19 protein-coding genes and 1 pseudogene are annotated in these 23823 nt (G+C 56.1%); 9 read left to right on the top strand and 11 right to left on the bottom strand.

What is annotated here, in order from left to right:
* Window position 1: 1 nt before the first annotated feature.
* The 5 genes from ACMWKA_RS14760 to ACMWKA_RS14740 are packed head-to-tail and all read right to left on the bottom strand — an operon-like array spanning window position 2 to window position 7213.
* Window positions 2–5584: an ATP-binding protein gene (locus ACMWKA_RS14760; RefSeq protein WP_414760378.1), complete on the bottom strand. Its 5583-nt coding sequence runs from the start codon at window positions 5582–5584 to the stop codon at window positions 2–4.
* 9 nt (window positions 5585–5593) lie between these two features.
* Window positions 5594–5974 (bottom strand): response regulator transcription factor, encoded by a 381-nt coding sequence (locus ACMWKA_RS14755; protein ID WP_038981732.1) that lies wholly within the window; start codon window positions 5972–5974, stop codon window positions 5594–5596.
* 22 nt (window positions 5975–5996) lie between these two features.
* Window positions 5997–6257, bottom strand: coding sequence for a XapX domain-containing protein (locus tag ACMWKA_RS14750; protein ID WP_248031887.1), 261 nt, complete (start codon window positions 6255–6257; stop codon window positions 5997–5999).
* Window positions 6254–6466, bottom strand: coding sequence for a DUF1427 family protein (locus ACMWKA_RS14745; RefSeq protein ID WP_062856485.1), 213 nt, complete (start codon window positions 6464–6466; stop codon window positions 6254–6256). The genes ACMWKA_RS14750 and ACMWKA_RS14745 overlap by 4 nt, the downstream gene beginning before the upstream one ends.
* 60 nt (window positions 6467–6526) lie before the next feature.
* On the bottom strand, window positions 6527–7213 hold the full coding sequence (locus ACMWKA_RS14740; RefSeq protein ID WP_013095411.1) for a hydrolase: 687 nt from the start codon (window positions 7211–7213) through the stop codon (window positions 6527–6529).
* A gap of 217 nt (window positions 7214–7430) precedes the next feature.
* On the opposite strand from ACMWKA_RS14740, the gene ACMWKA_RS14735 reads away from it, so the two are divergent.
* The 6 genes and pseudogenes from ACMWKA_RS14735 to ACMWKA_RS14710 all read left to right on the top strand — a co-directional run.
* Window positions 7431–9302 (top strand): amidohydrolase, encoded by a 1872-nt coding sequence (locus ACMWKA_RS14735; protein WP_414760377.1) that lies wholly within the window; start codon window positions 7431–7433, stop codon window positions 9300–9302.
* Window positions 9302–9709 carry a DoxX family protein gene (locus ACMWKA_RS14730; RefSeq protein WP_020687449.1) on the top strand — a complete coding sequence of 136 codons (408 nt, stop codon included), beginning with the start codon at window positions 9302–9304 and terminating at the stop codon, window positions 9707–9709. Before ACMWKA_RS14735 ends, ACMWKA_RS14730 begins: the two co-directional genes overlap by 1 nt.
* Window positions 9706–11325 (top strand): MFS transporter, encoded by a 1620-nt coding sequence (locus ACMWKA_RS14725; protein ID WP_062856482.1) that lies wholly within the window; start codon window positions 9706–9708, stop codon window positions 11323–11325. The genes ACMWKA_RS14730 and ACMWKA_RS14725 overlap by 4 nt, the downstream gene beginning before the upstream one ends.
* Before the next feature lie 30 nt (window positions 11326–11355).
* The gene (locus ACMWKA_RS14720) at window positions 11356–12177 is read left to right on the top strand and encodes an alpha/beta fold hydrolase (protein WP_014830493.1); all 822 of its coding nucleotides are present in this window, start codon (window positions 11356–11358) and stop codon (window positions 12175–12177) included.
* 125 nt (window positions 12178–12302) lie between these two features.
* Complete coding sequence (locus tag ACMWKA_RS14715; RefSeq protein ID WP_046887639.1) at window positions 12303–13544, top strand: hypothetical protein; 1242 nt, start codon at window positions 12303–12305, stop codon at window positions 13542–13544.
* A gap of 75 nt (window positions 13545–13619) precedes the next feature.
* Window positions 13620–13832: pseudogene (locus ACMWKA_RS14710) on the top strand (alpha/beta fold hydrolase); the annotation flags it as partial.
* Here the strand turns inward: ACMWKA_RS14710 and ACMWKA_RS14705 are convergent.
* Both ACMWKA_RS14705 and ACMWKA_RS14700 read right to left on the bottom strand, forming a co-directional pair.
* Window positions 13795–15216 carry an MFS transporter gene (locus ACMWKA_RS14705; protein ID WP_058679386.1) on the bottom strand — a complete coding sequence of 474 codons (1422 nt, stop codon included), beginning with the start codon at window positions 15214–15216 and terminating at the stop codon, window positions 13795–13797. The pseudogene ACMWKA_RS14710 and the gene ACMWKA_RS14705 sit on opposite strands and share 38 nt — an antisense overlap.
* A gap of 50 nt (window positions 15217–15266) precedes the next feature.
* Window positions 15267–16355 (bottom strand): cellulase family glycosylhydrolase, encoded by a 1089-nt coding sequence (locus ACMWKA_RS14700; protein ID WP_414760376.1) that lies wholly within the window; start codon window positions 16353–16355, stop codon window positions 15267–15269.
* A gap of 185 nt (window positions 16356–16540) precedes the next feature.
* Between ACMWKA_RS14700 and ACMWKA_RS14695 the strand changes: the two genes are divergently transcribed.
* Window positions 16541–17548: a LacI family DNA-binding transcriptional regulator gene (locus ACMWKA_RS14695; RefSeq protein WP_095455098.1), complete on the top strand. Its 1008-nt coding sequence runs from the start codon at window positions 16541–16543 to the stop codon at window positions 17546–17548.
* Here ACMWKA_RS14695 and fosA read toward each other — a convergent pair.
* Window positions 17534–17959: a FosA/FosA2 family fosfomycin resistance glutathione transferase gene (fosA, locus tag ACMWKA_RS14690; protein WP_414760375.1), complete on the bottom strand. Its 426-nt coding sequence runs from the start codon at window positions 17957–17959 to the stop codon at window positions 17534–17536. The genes ACMWKA_RS14695 and fosA overlap by 15 nt on opposite strands.
* Before the next feature lie 199 nt (window positions 17960–18158).
* Here fosA and trpS point away from each other — a divergent pair, with 199 nt between their 5' ends.
* Window positions 18159–19160 carry a tryptophan--tRNA ligase gene (trpS, locus tag ACMWKA_RS14685; protein ID WP_414760374.1) on the top strand — a complete coding sequence of 334 codons (1002 nt, stop codon included), beginning with the start codon at window positions 18159–18161 and terminating at the stop codon, window positions 19158–19160.
* Window positions 19161–19203: 43 nt separating this feature from the next.
* On the opposite strand, the gene ACMWKA_RS14680 is transcribed toward trpS, so the two are convergent.
* Both ACMWKA_RS14680 and ACMWKA_RS14675 read right to left on the bottom strand, forming a co-directional pair.
* Entirely contained in the window at window positions 19204–19659 is a 456-nt protein-coding gene (locus ACMWKA_RS14680; protein ID WP_414760373.1) for a SymE family type I addiction module toxin, read from the bottom strand.
* A 544-nt stretch (window positions 19660–20203) separates the two neighbouring features.
* Entirely contained in the window at window positions 20204–21145 is a 942-nt protein-coding gene (locus tag ACMWKA_RS14675; RefSeq protein WP_414760372.1) for a hypothetical protein, read from the bottom strand.
* 336 nt (window positions 21146–21481) lie between these two features.
* On the opposite strand from ACMWKA_RS14675, the gene ACMWKA_RS14670 reads away from it, so the two are divergent.
* Window positions 21482–22279: an HNH endonuclease gene (locus ACMWKA_RS14670; protein WP_414760371.1), complete on the top strand. Its 798-nt coding sequence runs from the start codon at window positions 21482–21484 to the stop codon at window positions 22277–22279.
* A gap of 191 nt (window positions 22280–22470) precedes the next feature.
* On the opposite strand, the gene ACMWKA_RS14665 is transcribed toward ACMWKA_RS14670, so the two are convergent.
* A complete protein-coding gene (locus ACMWKA_RS14665; protein ID WP_080338048.1) occupies window positions 22471–23511 on the bottom strand; it encodes a DUF4917 family protein in 1041 nt (346 codons plus the stop codon).
* Between the last annotated feature and the right edge of the window lie 312 nt (window positions 23512–23823).

The following is a 23823-nucleotide window of genomic DNA, read 5'->3' as shown; positions in this document are numbered from 1 at the left end:
GTTACCCTTCCTGTGCCGCAAGCGGCAGCGTAAAGGCAAAGACGGTGCCGTGCGGCTCCCGGCGGCGCGCGCTCAGTTTCCCGCAGTGCCGCTCAATGATGCTGGCGCTGATGGTCAGCCCCATCCCCATGCCCTGCGCTTTGGTGGAATAGAACGAGTCAAAAATCTTCTCCAGCCGCTCAGGCTCTATGCCGCTGCCGGTATCGGCTATCTCCACCAGCACTCTCCCTTCTGCATTGCTGGTGCTGATGGTGATGGTGCAAGAGCGATCTTTCACCTCGGCCATCGCCTCTACCGCGTTCATCACCAGGTTGAGCAGCACCTGCTGGATCTGCACGCTGTCGCCAGTGATAAAGCTGTCCTGCGCCTGCAAAAGGTAATCGACGCTAATGTGTCGCTGCTCAAGCTCGCTGCGCGACAGCGCGATGATATGGTGGACCAGGTAGTGCAGATCGATGCGTGAGAAGGTCGGATCCTGCTTGCGCGTCAGGGACTGAATGCTGCGGATGATCTCCCCCGCCCGCGCCCCTTCAGCGGCGATCTCCTCCAGCCCTTCACGCACTTTATCCAGCCGGGCTGGCTCCCGGTTGAGCCAGCGCAGGCTCGCCCCGGCGTTGGAGACGATCGACATCAGCGGCTGGTTGATCTCATGGGCAATGGAAGAGGTCAATTGCCCGACGGTGGTCGCCCGGGAAACGCGCGCCAGATCTGCCTGCGCCACCCGCATCGCATCTTCCGCCGCCCGCTGGCTGGTAATGTCGGTGATGATGCCGTAATACTCGTTCACCTCGCTGCCCACGCCCACCGGATCGCCAATCCCGAGAATATAGCGGGGTGAGCCATCGGTACGGTTAATGCGGAACTCCGCCCGCATGGAGAGCCCTTCGCGTACGCTTTGGGTGACGATGGTACTGATCCGGGCGTAATCATCCTGATGCACAAAGGTCAAAAACTCCGCCATGGAGATCTTCTTTTGCTGTTCAGGCAGGCCGAGGATTCGGGCGTACTCCTCGGAGATAAACATCAGATCCTGCTCCAGCTCCCAGCGCCAGCTGCCGGTGTGGCTGATCTGCTCGCCCAGCATCAGCGAGGTCTGGCTGGATCGCAGCTCTTTCTCCACGCGACGACGTTGGATGTTTTCCGCCAGCAGCTCGGCATACAGGCGCGCCGTCTCCAGCGAGACCGCCGCCTGCGCCCCCAGCAGGCTCACCACGCGGGAGTGCTCGGCGGTAAAGACCTCCGGCATCAGGCGATTTTCCAGGTAGAGCACGCCCACCAGACGCGCCTGTTTGAACATCGGGACGCACATCACGGCCGCCCCCGAGGTCACGAGATAAGGATCCTGGCTGAAGGGGTGGAACTCTTCCGGCTTGCCGGTGCGGATCTCCTGCCCGGTGCGGATCACCGCCGCCAGCACCGACAGCGGCATATCGGTCGCCATCGGGACCTCTTTCAGGATCCGCACCCGCACGCCGTCGGTACTGGTCCACGCGCTGGCCTCGATCTCCGGGATATGGTTGTCGCTCACGCGCAGCAGCAGACCGCGCTGCGCCCCGGCTCTTTCAAGCAGCAGCGTCATCAGGTTTTCGATCAACCGCTCAAGGTTAATTTCTTCAGACAGCGCGCGTGACGCCTTGATCACGCTTTGCAGATCGCGAATCACTTCATTCTGCGCGAAAGCCACCGTGTCGTACGCGCTGGCCTGGGCGGAGCTCAGAAGATGCGGGAAATCCTGCTCAAGCTGGCGCACTTTTGCCTGTGCACCGGCGCGGCCCCACGCGGCGATCGCCCCGCGGAAGTGGGCGTCCGATGCGGTCGGATAGCCGCAGGCAAGGGCAAAGCGCCCTGCCAGCTCGTGGGCCAGCGCGTTCAGCGGATTAAAACCGCCCTCCCGCGAGAGGCGCACCGCTTTCTCATACTGCTCAAGCGCAATGCTGTTCATCCCGTCCAGACGCACGATTTCGGCGTAAATCAGCGCCTCTTTGTCGGCAAACGTGCCCGGATTAATCCGCGCCCAGAGGGCGATTTTGTCGTAGTGGGCGTGAATGCTGCGACGGTGATTCGCCGAGAAGGTCTCCGGCGTCAGCTGTCTGGAAAGCGACAGGGCGCTGTAGAGATGGTAATCCAGCAGGTGAATGTGGCCTGGCGCAGACCATGCGAACCAGCCCGCCTGCTCCAGCTCCGCCTGCGCGGCGGCATACTCCCCGCAGGTAAAGTGCGCCATCCCACGGTACAGCCAGTACCAGAACAGCATGGTCGAGGTCTGCTCCGGGGCCTGCTCAGGCGCCGCTGGCAGCATCGCTTCAGGCAGCACCTGCGCGGCGCTCCAGGTGCCGATGACCGGCGTACGCAGAAACTCAACGTAGCCGCGCTGGAGCATCAAAATCGTTTCGATGTCCTGGAAGTGGGTTTTACGGACAAAGGCCAGACCGCGATCGATGCTGGTCAGCACCCCGTCCAGATGATCGCCCCGCGAGAGGAAGTTGATCACCTGATGGCAGGCCGCAAAGCAGGCCACCGTCATATCACCGTGAGTGACGGCGGCGGTAAAGCAGGCTTTGGCGCACTCGATGGTGAATGACAGCGGCTGGGTCCAGACGCTGAGCTGATCGAGCGGCAGCAGGGTTTTGGCTTCAAAGGCATCGTAGCCGTGACGGTTTACCAGCTCGCGGGCCAGCGTGCCGTACTGGAAACCAAGGCGATACTCGGCGTAGCGTTGGCCAATCAATACGCCAAACCAGGCCATCGCCGTGGTGGAGGCGCCGGTGATACCGTGGTCGAGGGTCAGGTGCATCATGCGACAGAGCAACAAAAAGTGCAGGCGCGGACAGATAAAGCTGGCGCAAATGCTGGCGCTATACAGCAGGTTCATCACCGCTTCGGTTTGCGGGTTGTCCATCTGCGAGAGCTGGACAAAATGCTGTTGCGGCGCGTCACCCACGCGGTTGCAGAAGTGTTTCCAGGCTTCGTCGCACTCGACGTCTTCCGGGTAGTGGCTGATCTGGATACCAAAAATCCCCAGCCAGCACAGCGCCGCCTCCAGCGCCAGACGGCTGTCCGACTGGCGAATGTAGACTTCCACCAGCAGGTTAGCCGCCAGCGCTTTTTCAGTCAGCCCGCCGGGGCAGCCGAGGATCGCGTCACACAGCTCGCGGGTTCGCTCCAGGTGGCCGAGCGCAAATTCACAGCCCGCCTCTTCGATGTCGAGCATAAAGTCAGACACCGCCCCGGCATTGCCCAGCGCTCTGGCGGTCTGAATGTAGCTCAGGGCCGAATGATAATCGCCGGTGCGCTTCGCCCGCCGTGCGGCCAGCAGGCTGAGTTCGCGGAACATCTGGCGCTGCGGCGCAGGCTGAATGCTGTCCAGCGCGGCCGTCACGTGGTGCACGGCGCGGAACAGCAGTTCGTTCCCCGCCGCCTGACGCGCGGCCTCGGCCAGCAGGCTGGCGGTGGTCAGGTGCAGGTGGCTCCTCTCACGCTGATCCAGCAGTGCGAAAGCAGCCTCCTGCACCCTGTCGTGGGTAAAGGCATACGCTTTTTCCGTCAGCACAATCAGCTGCGCCATCACCGCCGGGTGCAGCGCATAACGGATTTCCACCACAGACATCCCGACCACGCGGCACAACATCTCCAGCTCGCCCGTGCCGCCAAGACAGGCAATGCTGCCCAGCAGACGACGCGTCTCGTCGGGCATCTCTTCAAGCTTTTCCAGCACCAGGGTGACGACATTTTCGGTGTAATGCCGGGCGCGGATCGCCTGCAGATCGTACTGCCATTTGTCCTGATACTTGTTATGCACCACCAGCCCGTCATCAACAATGCGGCGGAAAAACTCATGCACGAACAGCGGGTTGCCGCCGGTTTTTTCGTGGATAAGCGTGGCGAGATCGGTTGTTGTGGCGCTGCGCACGCGAAACAGCGTGCCCAGCCAGCGTGCTACCGCCTTCACCGTCAGCGGCTGCGGGATAATCTCGATGGCGTGTTGCGCCGACGCCGGCAGGCTCGCGAGCTGCTGCTGTAACGCGGGATCGGACAACGAGGCGATGTCCCGGTGCGCCACCACCAGCAATAGCGGAATGGCACCGCAGGTCGCCAGCAGGTGCTTCAACGTTTGCAGGCTGGCGGCGTCGCTCCACTGCAGATCGTCAAGCAGCAAGACCAGCGGACAGCCCTGCGAGGCAAAGGTTTTAACCAGCGCCAGCACCATATGGCTGAAGCGGGCCCGGGCATCAATGGAAAATGTATCTGCCGAGAAGCGAGGTTTACTCTCCAGCAGCAACCCCAGCTCGGGCACCAGGCTGACGGCCAGCTCTTCATATCCTTCCAGGGCGCGCGAGAGGCGGATTTTCCACTTCGCCACCTCTTCCGCAGGCAGCCCGAGCAGGTGCAGCGTCAGGGTGCGAAACGCCGAGCTTAATACGCCGTAGGGTAACGTCGGCGAAAACTGATCGACCTTGCCCACCGCCAGCAGCACCCTGCGCTGCTGCAACGTTTTTAGCGCCGTGGCGATAATCGAGGATTTACCGATCCCCGACGGCCCGCCGATCGTCACCAGCTCCGGCACAATGTTTTGCCCCACCCGCTCAAACGCGGCGATGACGTCGTTTGCCTGCGGATGCGCCGCAAACAGGGAGTCCGCCAGATGGATCGCCGGCGTCCGGTCCTGCTGGCCTGGCGTAAAGGCGACGATCTCGCCTTCGGAGGTTAACGTCGCCTGACAGCGTCGAAGATCGGCAATCAGCCCGTCGACGGTCTGGTAGCGGTTATCGGGTTGCTTCTCCAGCAGCTTGAGGATGATGGTCGACAGCATGTCGGGCACATCCGGGCGCAACACGGCGGGAGAGAGCGGCTCAGAGGCAATGTGGTAATGCGCCCAGTTGGTCTGCTCGTTCTCGCCGAGCTCAAACGGCAGGCGTCCGGTCAGGAGCTCATAAAGCACAATGCCCAGGCTGTAGAGATCGCTGCGGCAATCGACGGCCCGCTGTGTGCGGGTGGTGTGCTCCGGGGACATATAGGCGGGCGTACCGCCAGAGACGGCCAGCCGGGTCTGGGAAAAGGCCCCGGAGATACTGCATGAGAGGCCAAAGCTGCCCAGACGGCAGGTTGAATCGTGATGAACAAAGATATTGCCGGGCTTGATATCGCCGTGGATCAGGTTCTGCAGGTGCATCTGACGCAGCGGCGTGCTGATCTGGATCGCCAGCTCGATAAACCGGGCGATCCCCGAGATCGCCCTGCCCGCGCGTCGCGCCAGCAGCTCAAACGAAAATGGCGCATACACCAGTGCAAAACGCCCCCGGTACTGGGTGGAGGCCACGGCGCGAACGGCCCAGCTGTCCTGCAGGTGATCGCGCAACGCAAACTCATTTTTGAGCAGCCGGGTGGCCCGCTCTTCTTCTTCGTCGCTGACCGCGGTGGCAATGATAAAGGAGCCGCCAGAATGAGGATGTCGGGCGTTCATCCAGGAGATCCCGCCCTCCTGCGCCAGCACGGTAAAAATGACATCCTCTTTAAGGACAAAAACCCGCCCATCATGGAGATTTCCCTGGGCGGGCCAGAATGCAGGCAGCTCGTTTTCGTTCATCCGCGATCCTTATTGTCGGCGGGCCAGCTCCCGCTGAATATGATCCAGCAGAATATCGATGTTAATAGGCTTACGCAAAAATGCAGCGGCGCCCATATCAAGAGCGTACCGCTGCATATTTTCATCAGCATGACCGGAGATAAAGAGCACGGGGGGAGGCGGGGCGGCCAGCAGCCGCAGCTTTTCAAACAGCTCCAGGCCGTTCATGCCCCGCAGCTTGATATCGGTGATCACCAGCGCCGCGCCGGACAGGGCGAACGGGTGGCTCAGAAACACCTCTGCCGAATCAAACGTGTCGGTCGCATACCCTTCCGACTCCAGGAGGTTACTCAGCCCGCTGCGGACAGAACGTTCGTCATCAATGATGGCAATGCGCCACGGCAGCGTCATGCTGTTATTCCTCAAAAAATCATTAAACGTCGCGGTTTTCCTTCACGGGCGCGGGAGGCGCCGTGCCGCTGATTTTCGGCACACACTCGTGACGAAACCAGGCCAGAGTCAGCGGTTCGCGATTCAGTATGCGACGTCCCACCGGGATCAGCTGTTCGCCCACCAGCATACCAAACAGGCCAAGCAGGGCGACAACCGGCGGTGCCGGAGAGTGGACGTTGAGCAGAGCGTAAATTACCCCAGCCAGCACGCCGCACACCAGCGAAATTATCCAGTCCTTCATGATGACTCTCCTGCCGGATGGTGAACCACTGCCGGAGCGCTGACCACGCTGTCGCGGGCTAACAGATGGCGCGTCGCCTGCTCCCCGGCCAGCATCCCCAGCAGGCCAATCAGCGCCAGCGCGGGCGGCGCGGGGGAGCGTACCTTCAGCGCGGCATACATCAGGCCGATCAACACGCCTGCCGCAAGGGATATCAACCCTGTACTCATAGAGAACTCCAGAAAGCAGTCAGTGGCAGGCCGGATGAGGGACCAGCCTGCCGCCGGGACTTAGCGGGCCGGGACCGGCGCTAAGGTACGGTGCTCGCTCTTCTGGCGAGACGGCGCTTTGTGCACCATGGTGTAAGCGTAATCCACGCCCATGCCGTACGCGCCGGAGTGCTCGCGCACGATATCCATCACCGCGGTGTAGGTCTCTTTACGCGCCCAGTCGCGCTGCCACTCCAGCATCACCTGCTGCCAGGTCACCGGGATCACGCCCGCCTGGATCATGCGCTGCATGGCAAAGTCGTGGGCTTCTTTGGTGGTACCGCCAGACGCGTCCGCCACCATATAAATTTCGTAGTCGCCTTCCAGCATTGCGCACAGGGCAAAGCTGTTGTTGCACACTTCGGTCCACAGACCGGCAACCACCACCTTCTTCTTGCCGTTGGCTTTCAGCGCGTCGCGTACCTTCTGGTCGTCCCAGGAGTTCATGGAGGTACGCTCCAGAATGTCCTGGCCCGGGAACACGTCCAGCAGCTCCGGGTAGGTGTTACCGGAGAAGCTTTCAGTCTCTACGGTGGTGATGATGGTCGGGATGTTGAACACTTTGGCCGCTTTCGCCAGCGCCACGGTGTTGTTTTTCAGCACCTGGCGGTCAATAGACTGCACGCCAAACGCCATCTGTGGCTGGTGGTCGATGAAAATAATCTGACAGTTCGCAGGGGTTAATACTTCGAGCTTTGAAGAGGTCATAGCATTTTCCAGTGGTTAAGGGTGAAATCGCCGTGAGTGCCACGCCGATAAAGTCGCCCCCATCCTGCGGCCTTCTGCGCCTGTGCGTAATTATCTCTTCGTATAGTTAACCTTAGGTATAGTTATACTTTGGTATACCTATCCTATTGTATAACTGGATCTTTGCCGAAACCGGTTCCCATAATCCTGACCATTCCCCTCTCAGTCAGGAGCAGTTATGGTTACCCTTGGAAAAGCCGATCTCATTCTGGTTAACGGCCAGTTTCACACCGTCGATCGCGAGAATCCTGTGGCGGAAGCCGTCGCCGTGCGCGACGGAAAATTTCTGGAAGTGGGTACCGTCGCCGAGGTGATGCAACACCACTGCGACGGCACTAAAGTGGTGGATTTAAAAGGCCACACCGCCATCCCCGGCCTGAACGACTCCCACCTGCACCTCATTCGTGGCGGGCTGAACTACAACCTCGAGCTGCGCTGGGAAGGCGTGCCGTCTCTGGCCGATGCCCTGCGGATGCTGAAAGAACAAGCCCTGCGCACGCCATCGCCCCAGTGGGTGCGCGTGGTGGGCGGCTGGAGCGAGTTCCAGTTTGCCGAACGCCGCATGCCAACCCTGGACGAAATTAACGACGCCGCGCCGGATACCCCGGTCTTTATCCTGCACCTCTACGACCGCGCCCTGCTCAACCGCGCCGCGCTGAAGGTGGTTGGCTACACCAAAGACACGCCAAACCCGCCGGGCGGCGAGATCCAGCGCGACGCCAACGGCAACCCGACCGGGATGCTGATCGCCCGTCCGAACGCCATGATCCTCTACGCCACGCTGGCCAAAGGGCCGAAGCTGCCGCTGGAGCAGCAGGTTAACTCCACCCGCCAGTTTATGCGCGAGCTGAACCGTCTGGGTCTGACCAGCGCCATCGACGCGGGCGGCGGCTTCCAGAACTACCCGGAAGATTACGAGGTGATTGCCGAGCTGCACGAGAAGAAGCAGATGACCGTCCGCATCGCCTACAACCTCTTTACCCAGCGTCCGGGCCACGAGCTGGAAGACTTTGAGAAATGGACCGACATGCTCACGCCGGGCCAGGGCAGCGACTTCTTCCGCCATAACGGCGCGGGCGAGATGCTGGTCTTCTCCGCCGCCGATTTTGAAGATTTCCTCGAACCACGCCCTGACCTCGCGCCGGGCATGGAGGATGAGCTGGAGCGCGTGGTGCGCCATCTGGTTGAGCACCGCTGGCCGTTCCGCCTGCACGCCACCTACAACGAGTCCATCAGCCGCATGCTGGATGTGTTCGAAAAAGTTAACCGCGATATTCCGTTTAACGGCCTGCACTGGTTCTTCGACCATGCGGAGACTGTCACCCAGGCCAACATCGACCGCATCAAAGCGCTCGGCGGCGGCATTGCCGTGCAGCACCGCATGGCCTTCCAGGGCGAATACTTTGCCGAGCGCTACGGCATTGAAGCCACCCGCCATACGCCACCGGTGGCAAAAATGCTGGAGACCGGCGTACCGGTGGGCTCAGGCACCGATGCCACCCGCGTGGCGAGCTATAACCCGTGGACCGCCCTCTACTGGCTGGTCTCTGGCCGCACCGTCGGCGGGATGCAGATGTACGATCACAGCGCCCGTCTGGACCGCGACACCGCCCTGATGCTCTGGACCCAAGGCAGCGCATGGTTCTCCAGCGAACAAAACCAGAAGGGGCAGATTAAGGTCGGCCAGCTCGCCGACCTGGCGGTGCTGAGCAAAGACTACTTCCGCGTGCCGGAAGAGGAGATCAAGGGCATCGAATCCGTCCTGACGGTGGTCAACGGCGATATCGTCTACGCCGCAGGCAGCTTTGGCCCGCTGGCCCCGCCTGCCATTCCGGTTCTTCCCGAGTGGTCCCCGGTGGTGAAGGTGCCGGGCCACTACCGCAGCGCGCCGCCGCAGGCCACACGCGTGGGTATGAATGCCGTCCACCACTGCAGCGGCCCGTGCGGGGTGCACAGCCACCAGCATGATTTTGCGCGCACGTCAGAGATACCGGTGTCGGACGATAACGCATTCTGGGGGGCGCTGGGCTGCAGCTGCTTTGCATTCTGATGAAAAACACCTTTGCTCCGCCCCGGGTCGACCTGGGGCTGTTTTTCCTGCGTCTCACCGGCAGCCTGCTGTTGCTGTACGTACACGGCCTGCCGAAGGTGCTGCACTTCAGCGAAGAGCTGACACGCATTGAAGATCCGTTCGGCTTCGGGCCCTGGGCGAGCCTGATCCCGGCGATTGTCGCCGAGGTGATCTGTCCGCTATTTATCATTGCGGGTGTCTACACCCGCCTGGCGTGCCTGCCGATTATTGCCGTGCTGCTGGTGGCGATGCTGGCGGTTCACCCCAACTGGTCGATTGCCGAAGGGCAGTTTGGCTGGCTGCTGCTGATTATCTTCACCACCCTTGCCCTGACCGGGCCGGGCCAGTGGCGGCTGCAGCGTAAGGTAACGGAGAAATTTGCATGACCCAGGTTAACGACGTTCGTGACGCCCACGTCGAAACGACGCCCGCACCGACGGTTTCGCCCTGGCAGCCGCTTAGCCAGCCGGTATTCCGCATGCTGTGGATCGCCACGGTGGTCTCTAACGTCGGCTCATGGATGAGCGACGTCGGTATTAACTGGAGCATGCTGAGCCTGAGCGCCGATCCGCTGGATATCGCGCTGGTACAGGCGGCCAGTAGCCTGCCAATGTTCCTCTTCGCCCTGCCCTCAGGGGTGATGGCGGACATCGTCGACCGACGTAAATACCTGCTTTTCTCCCAGCTGTGGGTGTTCATCGCCGCCGCCGGGCTGGCGGTGCTCTCCTTCACCGGCCACGTCACGCCTGCGGTTCTGCTGGTGACGACGTTTCTGCTGAGCGTGGGGGCGGCGATGAGCTCGCCGCCGTTCCAGGCGGTGGTGCCCGACCTGGTGAGCAAGCCGGAGCTGGGTGCCGCCGTGGCGCTCAACTCGCTCGGGGTGAACATCAGCCGGGCGATTGGCCCTGCGCTGGGCGGTTTTCTGCTGTCACTGGCCGGGCCGTGGATGGTGTTTGTCCTGAACGCGCTCTCCGTGGTCGGCGTGGCATGGGTGCTGTGGCGCTGGCGTCCCGCACCGACAGTGCAGCGTCTGCCGCCGGAGCACTTCTTCTCGGCGGTGCGCTCTGGCATCCGTTACGTGCACGCCGCGCCGGTGCTGCGCAACGTGCTGGTGCGCACGGTGGCCTTCTTCGTTTTCGGCAGCGCGGGCTGGGCCCTGCTGCCGCTGGTGGCGCGCCGCGAGTTGGGTTTAGGCCCGGCGGGCTACGGCGTGATGCTGGCGTGCATTGGCCTGGGGGCAATTGCCGGGGCTATTTTGCTGCCGCGGCTGCGCCAGCGGCTGAACGCCGACCGTCTGATGGTGGCCGCCAGCCTGACGTTTGCTCTTACCATGCTGGCGCTGGCGTTCGTGCGCCACTTCTGGCTGCTGAACCTGTTTGAGTTTTTCACCGGCTTCGCGTGGATTGCGGTGCTTTCCACCCTCAACCTCGGCGCGCAGCGCAGTGCGGCACGCTGGGTGAAAGCCCGCGCGCTGGCGGTTTATCTGACGGTGTTCTTCGGCTCGATGACCGCCGGCAGCGCCCTCTGGGGACAGATCGCTTCGCAGTTTGGCACCCCGGCTTCGCTGGTGGTCGCCACGCTGGGAATGGTGCTGGCGAGCGCGACGGTGTTCCGCTGGAAGCTGGAGAAAGATCCTGATTTAAATCTCGACCTCAGCGGCCAGCCGCTGGACGGCATCGAGATCGACCTGCCGAACGAGCGCGGCCCGGTGCTGGTGTCGCACGAGTACATCATCGACCCGCACAACGCGAAAGCGTTTTTGCAGGCAGTGCACGAGCTGCGCCGGGTGCGCCGCCGCGCCGGAGCGATGAGCTGGGCGGTGTATGAGGATATCGAACGCCCCGGACTGTTTATCGAGACCTTCCTGATGGGCTCCTGGATTGAGCATCTGCGCCAGCAGGAGCGCCACACCATGAATGACCTCCTGCTGCAGAGCCGCGTTCTGGCTTTTCATCAGGGCACAACATCACCGGCTATTCGCTACCTGGTCGCGCCGGTATAACCATAACCATCACCTGTACAGGAACACACTATGGCAACGTTTAAGGCAAAAGACGGCACGCAGATTTACTACAAAGACTGCGGCGCGGGTAAACCGGTTCTCTTCAGCCACGGCTGGCCGCTGGACGGCGACATGTGGGACAGCCAGCTGAACTATCTGGCCGAACGCGGCTTCCGCGCCATCGCCTTTGACCGTCGCGGCTTTGGCCGCTCGGATCAGCCGTGGAACGGCTACGACTACGACACCTTTGCGTCCGATATCAACGACCTGATTACCACCCTGGACCTGCAGGACGTGACGCTGGTGGGCTTCTCCATGGGCGGTGGCGATGTGACCCGCTACATCAATAACTACGGCAGCGCACGCGTGGCCGGTCTGGCGCTGCTGGGCGCGGTCACGCCGATCTTCGGTAAATCGGACACCTTCCCGCAGGGTGTGGATCAGAGCGTGTTCGACGGTATTCGCGACGGACTGCGTAAAGATCGCGCACAGTTCATCAGCGACTTCGCCACGCCGTTCTACGGCATCAATGCCGGGCAGACCGTCTCTGCCGGTGCCCTGACCCAGACGCTGAACATCGCCCTGCTGGCGTCACTGAAGGGCACCATCGACTGCGTGACCGCGTTCGGCGAAACCGACTTCCGCCCGGATATGGCGAAAATCGACGTGCCGACGCTGGTGATCCACGGCAGCAACGACCAGATCGTGCCGTTTGAAAGCACCGGCAAGCTGGCGGCAGAGATGATCAAAAACGCCACGCTGAAGGTGTACGACAACGCGCCGCACGGCTTCGCGCTGACCCACCAGGACCAGCTCAACGAAGATCTGCTGGCGTTTGTGAAGTCGCTGTAAGTTCCCGGGGCTGACGCCAGAAGGCGTCAGCCTGAAGATGCACTTCCGGACATACCAAATTTGAGCGTAGAACTCCCTCTCCCTTGTGACTAGTATTCCTTCATTTCGAAGGGAGACTACATAAGATGAATATCCAGTTTCATAAGCGGCTAACTCGAAAGTTTATCATCGCTATTTTAACATCCTCTTCATTTGTCACAGCCTGTACATTTAGCGTTATATGGTTCTATCTTGCGAATATTGACCGGCTTGATATTTTATATGATGCGTTGAGCGTGAGTAGCGCAGTAGGAATAATATTTGGGTTTACCCTTGTCTCGCTACTTGGCTTCAGCCTTGTCATTTTTATCTCATCTTTCCTTGCTTACTTAATTTACACTGCACATGAGAAAGAGTTTGTTAAATACGAAGGTTTGACACATAGCTTTACCTCAGTCTGTTTTGGTAATAGCGTTGTGATGTGCGTTGTGCTTATCGGAGCGTTCTGCTTACAATTTTTTCTGCATGTAAATGGTTTTATCGTTCTTGCCTTAGCGATAGCAATAATACTGGCCGCATCGTATGGCTTATGCTACAAGCTTATGTTCAACGTTCAGTCATATAAGGATGTTGATGATACGCGTGATGTAAAATATTTGCAGAAAAACGCCGTCAGGAACTGGCTGCCTCTGTTATTGATTGCCCCTGCTTTTACACAAATCTTCCCACTCATTTTTATCGCGGGTCAGCTAGATTTTAACGAAGAAAGTAATACTTTCTTACAGGTTATCATTTTCCTTGCACTCTCGGTCGCGATGATTATTGTGGGTATCTTCCCAGGAATGATCCTGATAAACGAAAAGAAAAATAAAAATTTATTGCAAATAATCATTTATACATTAATCATTATTCCTGTCAGCATGCTTGTCCTGACAATGATTTTCCGCCCCACCCCCAATATGATCATTAACATGACCATGAACCTTTCCGGCATTAGCGACTGGCGCACACATCAATATTACATAGATACTCAAACTCACCCGCCAGCGATGTTTGATGGTTTAACATGGAACACACGTTACTATAAAGATATCCCTTCGAGATTCTTTATCACCGGCGTAAACATTTTCTCGCTTGGAAACATTCAGCTTATTTGCCCTACGCAAATCAATCATGCCAGATCGCTGAGCCTGAAAACTACGCCAGACAACTTTGACGAATATGACCTTCGCATAAAACGGTTAAAAAACACCGCTATGAAATGTATCCCGTTTAAGAAGGATGAGATACACCAATGGGATTCGCCTATAGCTGAACCTGTTTATTTTCAGAAAATTAAATCTACCGGTGATAGCCTTTTATTAAAGTTGCTTCATGATATCAAGTAGCTTTTTAAGAAACGCCCGCAGCGCGGGCGCTACTTAATCAATTCACCGTAAGCGGAGGATCATGCTTCTGCCCGGGCTCACCGCGTTATGGCCAAATTCGACGTGCCGACGCTGGTGCTCCACGGCAGCAACGACCAGATCGTGCCGTTTGAAAGCACCGGCAAGCTGGCGGCAGAGATGATCAAAAACGCCACGCTGAAGGTTTACGACAACGCGCCGCACGGCTTCGCGCTGACCCACCAGGACCAGCTCAACGAAGATCTGCTGGCGTTTGTGAAGTCGCTGTAATTTTCTGTAGGCCGGGTAAGGCGCAGCCGCCACCCGGCGCTTTCGCAGACGCGTTCCGCTCCGCCAGCAGCCGACAAATCTCCGCATGCTTCTCCTCGGTAAAGGTAAAGCGCGACATAAAGCCCATGCGGATCAACGAGCCAATCGCCGGTAACAAACAAATCCCGAAGAACAGCCCCGACAGCACGCCTTCGCTCTGAAGTTGCGCCTGCGGCACGTAACCGATCATCGTCAGAAACACGCCGATTAACCCACCGCCCACCGCCACCGACATCTTGCCGGTAAAGGTCTGCCCGGAGAAGGTGATCGCCGCGCAGCGCTTGTGAGTGTGGTACTCCGCGTACTCAATGGTGTCGGCAATCATCGACGAGGTGAGGATGTTGGTCATCATCACGAACAGCGTGCTCAGGCCGAGCAGAATGAACAGCATCGTCACTTGCTGATAGCCGATGAACCACATCACCACGCGCACCGCCACGTCCAGCCCGCAGAGGATCATAAACAGCTTCCGCTTCTGCATCCGGCGCGTCAGCATCGGGGCGACCAGGCACAGCACCGCCGCCACAATCCCCATCACGCCAATCGCCATCTGCAGGCTGCCGTCGCCCAGATTATTGATAAAGAAGTAGATATACAGCCCGCCCGCCACGTTGTGGAACACGCAGAAAAAGAACGACAGCAGGACAATAAACAGCGGCTTGTTCTGGCGCAGGTTGTGGAAGGTGTCGCGGATGGTCACCTTTTCCGGGCTCGGCGGCACGCGCTCTTTGATCTGCATAAAGCCGTTGAGCATCAGCGGCAGGCCCACCAGCATCATCACCAGCGCCGCCATAAAGTAGCCTTTATCGTTGCTGTACTGGGCGAAAAACGCCGCCAGCTTCGGGAAGAAGATGTTGGCGCAGGCAATGCCCGCGTTCACCCCAAGCATCGCCGCCGTCACCGCGCGGGTGCGCTGGGCGGAGTCGTTGGTCATCACCGACGACATCGACCAGAACGGGATATCGGAGATGGCATACAGCGTCCCCCACAGGATATACGTCACCCCGGCGTAGAGGATTTTGGTGGTCATGTCTGCTTCGATTTTATAGAACGACAGCAGCGTGACGCCGGTGATCAGCAGCGGCGCAATCAGCAAAAAGTGGCGAAACTTGCCGAACCGGCTGTTAATGGTGTCCATAATGCTGGCAAACAGCGGATCGTGAACCGCGTCCCACGCGCGGGCAATCAGGAAGATGGTACTGGCCGCCAGCGCCGAGATCCCCAGCACGTCGGTGTAAAAATAGTTAATAAACGAACCTACTAAACCAAAGCTAAAACACTGACCTAAACCATAGCCAAAATAAGACCACAACTCGCGAGACGGTATTTTCATTGTCATTGCCATTGTTATATGCCTGCCTGGTTGCCCGGCGGTCGGCCGCCGGGTCAATATTATTAGCCCTGGACTTTCGGGGCGATCTTGCGCAACTGCTGCATTAATGCGATTTCACGGCGTGAGAACGGAATGCCGTTCTCCTCAAACACGTCGTGGAACCAGAGGCGGCAGTAGTCCGTGGACTCCTTCATCACCACCGGCCACGGCAGCCACGTCTGGGTTTTGCCGCGCACCAGCCCCCACTGATACGGCGCGACTTTCGCCGCGTACATCAGCGGAAGCTGCTCCTCAATGGTGCTGCCAACGTGGCGCGCCAGCCATTCGGTGCAGAACAGCGGTCGACCAAGCTTTTGCAGTTGCTGAATAATCGCCGTCATGCGGCCAGTGTGGGTGTAGGCGTGGAAGCTCACCACGTCCGAGAGTGCCAGTGCGGTCTGGTCCAGCGGATGCTGGAAGAACGTCTCGCCCTCCTCTTCCGGCGGCAGACGCCACGCGCAGACGGTGAGCGGCTGGGTTGGGTCTTCTTCACGCACCCACTGGAACGCCAGCTTCATCAACTCGTGCGCGCAGGTCTCCAGCTTCGCGTCGTACTGCACCTCCTGCGTGCCGGTCGCGAAAATGCCGCGGTTGCCCGGCTCGTTATAGAGATCCCACAGCAGCACGCGCTTATCGTCGCGGAACTGGCGGACAACGTCGCGGATATAGCGCTCAATCTGCGGCCAGCAGTCAGGATCGCACACCTTGTCGCGCCCCGGGCTCGCCGCCGCCTGGCTGTTGTGCTTGCCCGGTACCGGCGGCTTTTGCGGGCCGAGGTACGGCTCGTCGCCGGAGAAGCCGCAGTCGTCCATCAGGGTCAGCATGGTGCTGAAGCCGCGACCGTCGGCAATCGTCAAAAAGCGGTCGATGCGCGCCATCAGCCCGTCGCGGTCGTGCTCCCAGACGATAAACGGCAGGTTGATGCGCAGGGTGTTATAACCCGCCTCCGCCGCCCAGCCCAGCTCGCGATCGATGGTGGCGGCATCGAAGGTCTCTTCCTGCCAGATATCGGTCCAGTTCACCGCCGTCGACGGCAGGTAATTAAACCCGCACAGCCAGCCTTTTTGCTGATACCACGCCTGTGCCTGCTCCCTGCTCCACTGCTCTTTCATTACGCATCCTCTTACTGATAATATTTAGCTAATAAATATTAGCCGCGGGATAAATGCGCAAATCACGGCGTTTAGAAAAGCGACGGCCCTCACAAAGTTCACGCTTCGATGAATGAGAAACGTGATCGACGGCGCTAAAGCGTGCGGTTAGGGTATGATGCGAAATCGCGAAAGGGAGAGGACGGATGAAGCGAAAAACGAAAGTGACGATGAACGATATTGCGCGGGCGGCAGGGGTGTCGCAGGCGACGGTATCGCTGGTGCTTAACCAGTCCCGCAACATCAAGCTCAGCGACGACACCCGCCAGCGGGTGATTAACGTGGCCACTGAGCTCGGCTACGACCGCCTCCCCGCCGTTCACGCCCCGCGCAACCAGGAAGAGATCGCCCTGCTGGTGAGCTCCATGCAGAGCTTCGACCCGTTTATCGACGCCATCAGCCAGGCGCGGGAAGCGGCGTGGCGCAACGAGACCCTGCTCACCGTCTACGACTACGGCGACGACATCGAGCTGGCGCTGAACATCATCCGCCAGCTGGAGAAGCGCAACTGCATCGGGATTATTCTCGCCTCCCCGGTCACCACGCTGGTGGACATGACGGCATTCCAGGACTGCACCCGCATCCCGCTGGTGCTGCTCAACCAGCGCGACCCCGGCTCGCCGCTGCTGCCGTCGTTTATCCCGGACGACTACGCCAACGCCTTCCAGGTGACGAAACATCTCATCGCCTGCGGGGCCACGCGCATCGCCCACATCACCGGCGAGAGCTGGATGGAGGCCTCCCGCCAGCGTCTGGCAGGCTACCAGGCGGCGCTGCAGCAGGCCGGACTCGCGTGCGACGACGGCCTGGTGCGCCAGACCAACTGGCAGTTCAGCGAGTCCTTTACCGCCACCACCTCCTTGCTGGAACTGGCCGAGCGCCCGGACGCCATCTTCTGCGCCAGCGACTGGCTGGCGATTGGCTGCTATCAGGCGCTGGCGGTGAACGGCGTGCGCATCCCACAGGACATGCTGCTGGCGGGCTACGACGACCAGAAGATCTCCGAGCAGCTCACCCCGCCGCTGACCAGTATCCAGCTGCCCTACAGCGAGCTGGGACGGCTGGCGGTGGAGTACCTGTGTAATCAGGAAGATGCCGCCACGCACGTGACGCTGGCGGGCAGGCTGAAGGCACGCGCCTCAAGCCCCGTCTGAGGTAAACACCATGCCCGCATAGGGCTTCTCGCGACACGCCGCCAGCCGCGCGGCGAGGCTGCCCACGTGCAGCTCCAGCTTGTGCCCGTCCGGATCGAGAAAATAGAACGACGCCCCCTCGCTTTTGTTCTGCTTCCAGACGGTGACGCCCGCGTGCTCCAGCCTGTGCGAGAACGGTTCAAAATCCGCTTCCGCCACGGTAAACGCGTAATGGGTGTAGTCGCTCTCCTGCGGCGGCACATACTGGCGCGCCTCGTCGTACGACAGGCAGACCCACAGATCGCCGCAGGTGAGATAGGCCCCGGTATTCCAGCGGGCATGCAGCGCTAGCCCCAGCAGCTCGTGCCAGAAGGTGACGCTTTTTTGCAGGTCGCTGACCGCGAGGGTCAGATGGTTGAGTGATTGCAGCATGACGTGCCCTTTTGTTTTTCGCGCCGGACGTGGTACGGTAAAGAGATGAACATAAACCACGCCGTGCTCACCGTAAACCGCTGGTGGCTGCCTTCTTAAAGGCGGCACGGAGTAGTTTTCCCCATTTTCAGATAGCCGCCGAAAGGCGGCTTTCTCACATCTCAGACCCCTTTCGGCAATTGCACATTAAGGAGTCTTTATGAACCCGCAAACCATCCTCACCGGCGACCGCCCAACCGGCCCGCTGCACCTTGGCCACTTCGTCGGATCGCTGCGCCAGCGCGTGGCGCTGCAGCAGACGCACAACCAGTTTGTGCTGATTGCCGACCTGCAGGGGCTGACCGACAACGGCAGCAACCCGCAGAAGATCCGCGACAACATCCCCGAAGTGCTGGCCGACTACCTCGCCGCCGGCATCGACCCGAACCTGACTACCATCTGCCTGCAGTCCGCCCTGCCCGCCCTCGCTGAGCTGACGATGCTGTATATGAACATCGTCACCGTCGCCCGCGTGGAGCGTAACCCGACGGTGAAAAACGAGATTGCGCAGAAGGGCTTCGCCCGCTCGCTGCCGGTCGGGTTTATGGCCTATCCCATCAGTCAGGCGGCGGATATCACCGCGTTCAAGGCCGAGTGCGTGCCCGTCGGCGACGACCAGCTGCCGATGATTGAGCAGACCAACGAGATTGTGCACAAGATGAACAGCCTGCTGCCCGCCCCGGTGCTGCGCCACTGTAAGGCGATGCTGAGCGACACCAGCCGCCTGCCCGGCATCGACGGCAGCGCCAAGATGTCGAAGTCGCTGGGCAACACGCTGCACCTATCTGCCAGCGAAGAGACCATTCATCGTGCGGTCAGCGCCATGTACACCGACCCGAACCACCTGAAGGTGAGCGACCCGGGGCAGATTGAGGGGAACGTGGTGTTTACGTACCTCGACGCGTTTCATCCGGACAAGGACAAAGTGGCGGCAATGAAGGAGCACTATCAGGCGGGCGGGCTGGGCGACCGGGTGTGCAAGAACGAGCTGGAGGGGTGTTTGCAGGAGCTGATTGCGCCGATGCGGGAGCGCCGGGCGATGTATATTCGTGACAAGGGGGAGCTGATGGCGATGCTGAAGCGCGGGACCGAACGGGCGCAAGGGGTGACGCAGACAACGTTGAGGGAGGTGAAGGTGGGGCTGGGGGTGCCGGTGTTTTGAGAGCGATATAAATAATAATCCCGGCGCAGGGCCGGGATATTTATCAGACGTTGCGCTTAATCACCGGAATATCGCCGGTGTCATTCAACGCGCCCGGAAACGTTTTTAACCACTGTGCGACTTTCTGTTTATTTATGGTCACCACACTCATCCCTTCCAGGCATCCCCATAATTCTCTTGTATGCTGTGGCGTAATCACAATGCAGTCTTTCATGGCGCGGATTTTCACCGGCATATCGTTGATAAAGCCTGCACGGGTTAACCAGTCTCCGCCCAGTAGAAGATATTTCATGTCTATGCGAGCATACAGCTCGCAGCAGGCGGCACTGTCCTGCGGCGTTTCCGCGCGGGGATGAATGGGTGCCGCGTTGGGCTGGTTGCCGTGAAGACGGCGGGCGCTGTTTTTGCGTACCAGCTCGCGGTTTTCAATCATGCCGGTGAAAGCGTCTGATTCTGTTTTGCAAATAGTAAACTCTGGCTTAAAATTCGTCGCAGCCATTTTCAACTCCCTTATAGTTGGTTGTGGTTAGCGGTATGGGGGTGTTGCAGCACCTTCATATCGCGAATTCCTCTTTAAATATTCCTCGATACTTCCTTTGCCGTTCGGCGTAATTTCTGGTGACCATTATACAGGGCTGAATATAAATACAGCGGTTTTGGGTGGGGTAAATTTGAAATTTGCGAGGGGGCTTCAGAAATCATCCGGTAGTTGGTTGGCGAATTTCTTTTGCATATAAAATGCAGGATTAGCAATTAACTATTAATCATCAATTCTTTTAGAAAGGCGCCTAAGACGCCTTTCTGGCTTAATCAAAGGATATACTGTGTATCATCAACAAAGCCTATTAATTATTCATAGCAGAAATGATTTTAAGCCTATGAGGCTAATTGCTGTCATTAATAAACAAAAGGATTGACGGGATGACAGACGGGACAAACACCCCTGACGGGCTAGAGTGCACAGTACAAATGCAATGATAAGCACTCCATAAGTGGAAGGAGAGGCATTTTTTAGTTCTGTCAGGACATTTAAATCCATACCGTTAAACCTCCTTACCAAAACTAAATTCAATCCGTTGACGGGCTGGGTTGATACTCCCTCCCATTGAAAGCAATTCTTCAACTAATTTTTGAATCGGTCCGTCAGTTAATTGATTGCCATTAAGACTGTATCTTTTGTACTGGAAAGAATTATTAGTTACTCCGCTGACGGCTTTTTCAATCAAACCTTCATTATGAACTCTACCGAATGACAAACGACCTGAATAACCGGATAGCTCTAACGTTTGTAAGAGATAGCTAGCAAATCCGATAAAATAAGGTACAAACCACTCTCTACGAAATAACGCATCAATCCGATCAATAGTGGGGAAAAAGTAGCTATCCAATTCCGTACAATCATAATTTAGCTCGGACCCGTTAACCTCTAAGTAACCATACATTCGCAGGCCAAACCACGGGAAATATAGATGTGGATTAATTATTGAGGCCTTGCCTTCTTTTCCTATTGTCTTAGCCAATAAAATTAGGCAGCGGTCAGCTCTTCGTAGACCTTTAGACCAGGATACAGGTACGGCTGTTCCCCAATACTCTTCGTCATAAATATAACGGTAAAGCAGGATGAGATCATGCTGATTAAGCTGAGCTATGCGATGACTCACCACAGCTTCAGTTAATGTACCCGGCATCGCATTAAGAGCTAAAAGCTCGGCTAACTCCGCCCCAGATATGTTGTTTCTATGTGATTGCAGAGATTCTCGCACTTCTGCTAACTTAATCTCGGTAGTACTATCTGTCGTTTGGCTATGCCGGGTGGTCAGATCACTCCAACTTTTGACATGGTAAAACCAAGCGACCATTTCCTGTGCATGACCAAGAGGAACGTTACAGTGATTTCTGAGAAAACGAGCATGTCTGCGAAGCTGTTCTTTCTCTGGAGGCGGGAGATCAATGACATCATCATTGAATGCTAATTCTGAAAGCATATCATTTCCTTTATGTAATACCCTGCGGCCTGTAAACACAGAGCTGGAAAAGAATGCTCTGATAAAAATGAATATCTGATATGCGCGATGGCTAATTTGTCTACAGGCTGACCGGTCTGCGCGAACCTTGCGAACACACTAAAAAAAATGACAATCGGCGTCAATAGACTGCTTTCATCTCCTCAAGATTCATTCGCGACGAAAGCACTCCATTACAACATGACACTTGTTGACCGAACCCCAATAAAGGGACTGGCAAAGAAATAGTGTAATTGGATTGATCGGGCTGGATTTTGCGAGCATCATCGCAAAACTACTGGCTCCTGTAACCGAACTATGACCATCGCAAAATCCCTTAGTCAAAAAATTGCCGGGATGAAAACAGCCTGGTACAACAAAGCACCAGCGTTGAATAAACCCTTACTTGTTCTGTACGTTCTTTCCCAGTACAAGAAAGGCCATGAGCGGCTTTTCCAGTTTCAGGTTGAAATACAAGATCAACTACGAGATTTGCTAAAACGCTACGGGCCAAAACGCAGCAACTATGAAGTTCTTATGCCATTCTGGCGATTAAAGCATGATGGCTTCTGGGCACTGGAAGGAACAGACCCTGCTCTACTTAAAAGCCCTGATGAACCGAGGCTGCAGACGGTCTTAGATAATAACGTGCACGGTGGCTTTGATGTTGCTTCCTTTTCTCTATTACAGGTTAAGAAACGCTTAATTGACTCGTTGGCAAAACAGGTGGTTGAACAATATTTACCCGTTGAATTTCACTCTGCGTTGTTCCAAGAGCTGGGATTTGAAACACCTGAGCCATTTGAGGTAAATGAAAGCCCGAACGACCGTATCGCTCTCGTTCAACCAGACATTGATATTATCACTCAGGATCTCTCGATAGACGAAACAACCCGAACAGCATTGATTCAGGCCAGAATCGGACAAGGTAATTTCCGGGCAGAATGCCTGAGACTGTATCCCGCCTGTCCTGTAACAGGTATTATCTTTCAGCCATTACTGAAAGCGAGTCATATCAAGCCCTGGTCCGCATGCCAAACTGCGAAAGAAAGATTAGATCCACATAACGGTCTCATGCTGGCGGCTCATATTGATACTTTATTTGACTCTGGCTAGATTTCATTCGCTAATGAAGGTGACGTTCTGATAAGCAATCACCTTGATTTTGTAACATGCGATAAACTGAATTTACCAGAAAGGATAATTGCATTGCCGAAACCTTCATACAACTATTTACAATGGCATAGGGAATATATTTTCAAGGGCTGAGACAGCCCTTTCATACTATATCAATAAAAAAAATATTTTTATCCCCCCCAAACACAAGCTGTTTTGGCATCGAATAGAGTAACTTTAGCATGAAATTTTTCTTTTATGCTTAAAATATGTTTAGCATCTGCTTCCGAATAAACACCAATGTATATACTCCACAATTTAGGTTCTCTTTTTGAAGGAGCATGGACTGCTTTATTTATCGCATCAATAATATGTTCATCATATTCACCGAAATTAAAACCAAAAGTTATCAACGAGCCGTTCAAATTTGACAACTGTTCAAAACAATGTGATAGGTATCTGTTATGTCGGATATGGTTAAGTTTTTCGTCTCCATTACCAGCAGTTACGAATATTGGATAGTCACCAACCTCAAGGCGTTTCTTTACTTTTTCTATTAGAAATCCATCATTACTATACTGTTCTTTTTCAATATTAATCCCTACATCAAAAACATGTAACGCACCGTGTAAATAATGGATATTCTGATGATCTTTATTAGGCCCCCAAATTAAATCACCATACTCAGCCTCTGCACCACGAAGCACCTCTTCAGTATTTTCAAGTTCTCTTCCAAATCCATCAGTTGCATTGTCAATATGTTGACGCATTAATACCCAATAAAGAAGCATATCATAATTAGTTGAAAATATATGACCACCACTATTAATAAACAACTTTAAAAAAGTAGCACATGCTTCAGCCTTGTGTTCAGGTATTTTGAAAACATGCTCAGGATGCAGTTGATGTATTGAGCTAAGCAATCCTGCTTTTAGTTTATCGCTCGCATTTCTAATACTTTCTTGAAGAGCTTTACTGGAGTCAAAGGCTTCGAGCAATGCAAGCGTTGTATCTAGTTGTTGCATAACGACTTCGAAATTTTTTGTCTTTATAACATCAAATAATTTATTAATTAATGGATCATCCCTTGACGATAAAAATCTACTAAGTGCATTATAAGAAAATATTTCACTATCATATGCCATACTAAAACCATTCCCCATTAATAAAGAGAATGTTCTTTTCTTTTTAATTAAATAATTAATTACTTCATCAAACTTCATAAGTTCCATAGAATTCATTCCAGTCAGAGTTAAATATCATTGTCTTCATCACCTTTTAATTTTATATAAACAACAAAAATATAAATGCAATCTATATCACAGATATAAGCAACTATTAATGGCAAAGCGAAATGATTAATTGACTCCATGAATAATCCCTCAAGAAATCATTCATGGAAAACTGTTAAAAGTGGCAATAGTTATAAATAAATGGAAGATTGCCAAAACACTCAAATCACTTCACTAGCTATTAGATAAAGTGAATCGTTTTGTAATAAAGAGAATATTAAATAATTTAACAGATAAACCAGAGAGACATAT

This window comes from Enterobacter sp. 03-F-07-AD-ECC (genome assembly GCF_047530935.1).
Lineage (GTDB): Bacteria > Pseudomonadota > Gammaproteobacteria > Enterobacterales > Enterobacteriaceae > Enterobacter > Enterobacter cloacae.
Note: the sequence above shows the minus strand (reverse complement) of the source record. Positions and strands in the feature narration are given on the sequence as shown.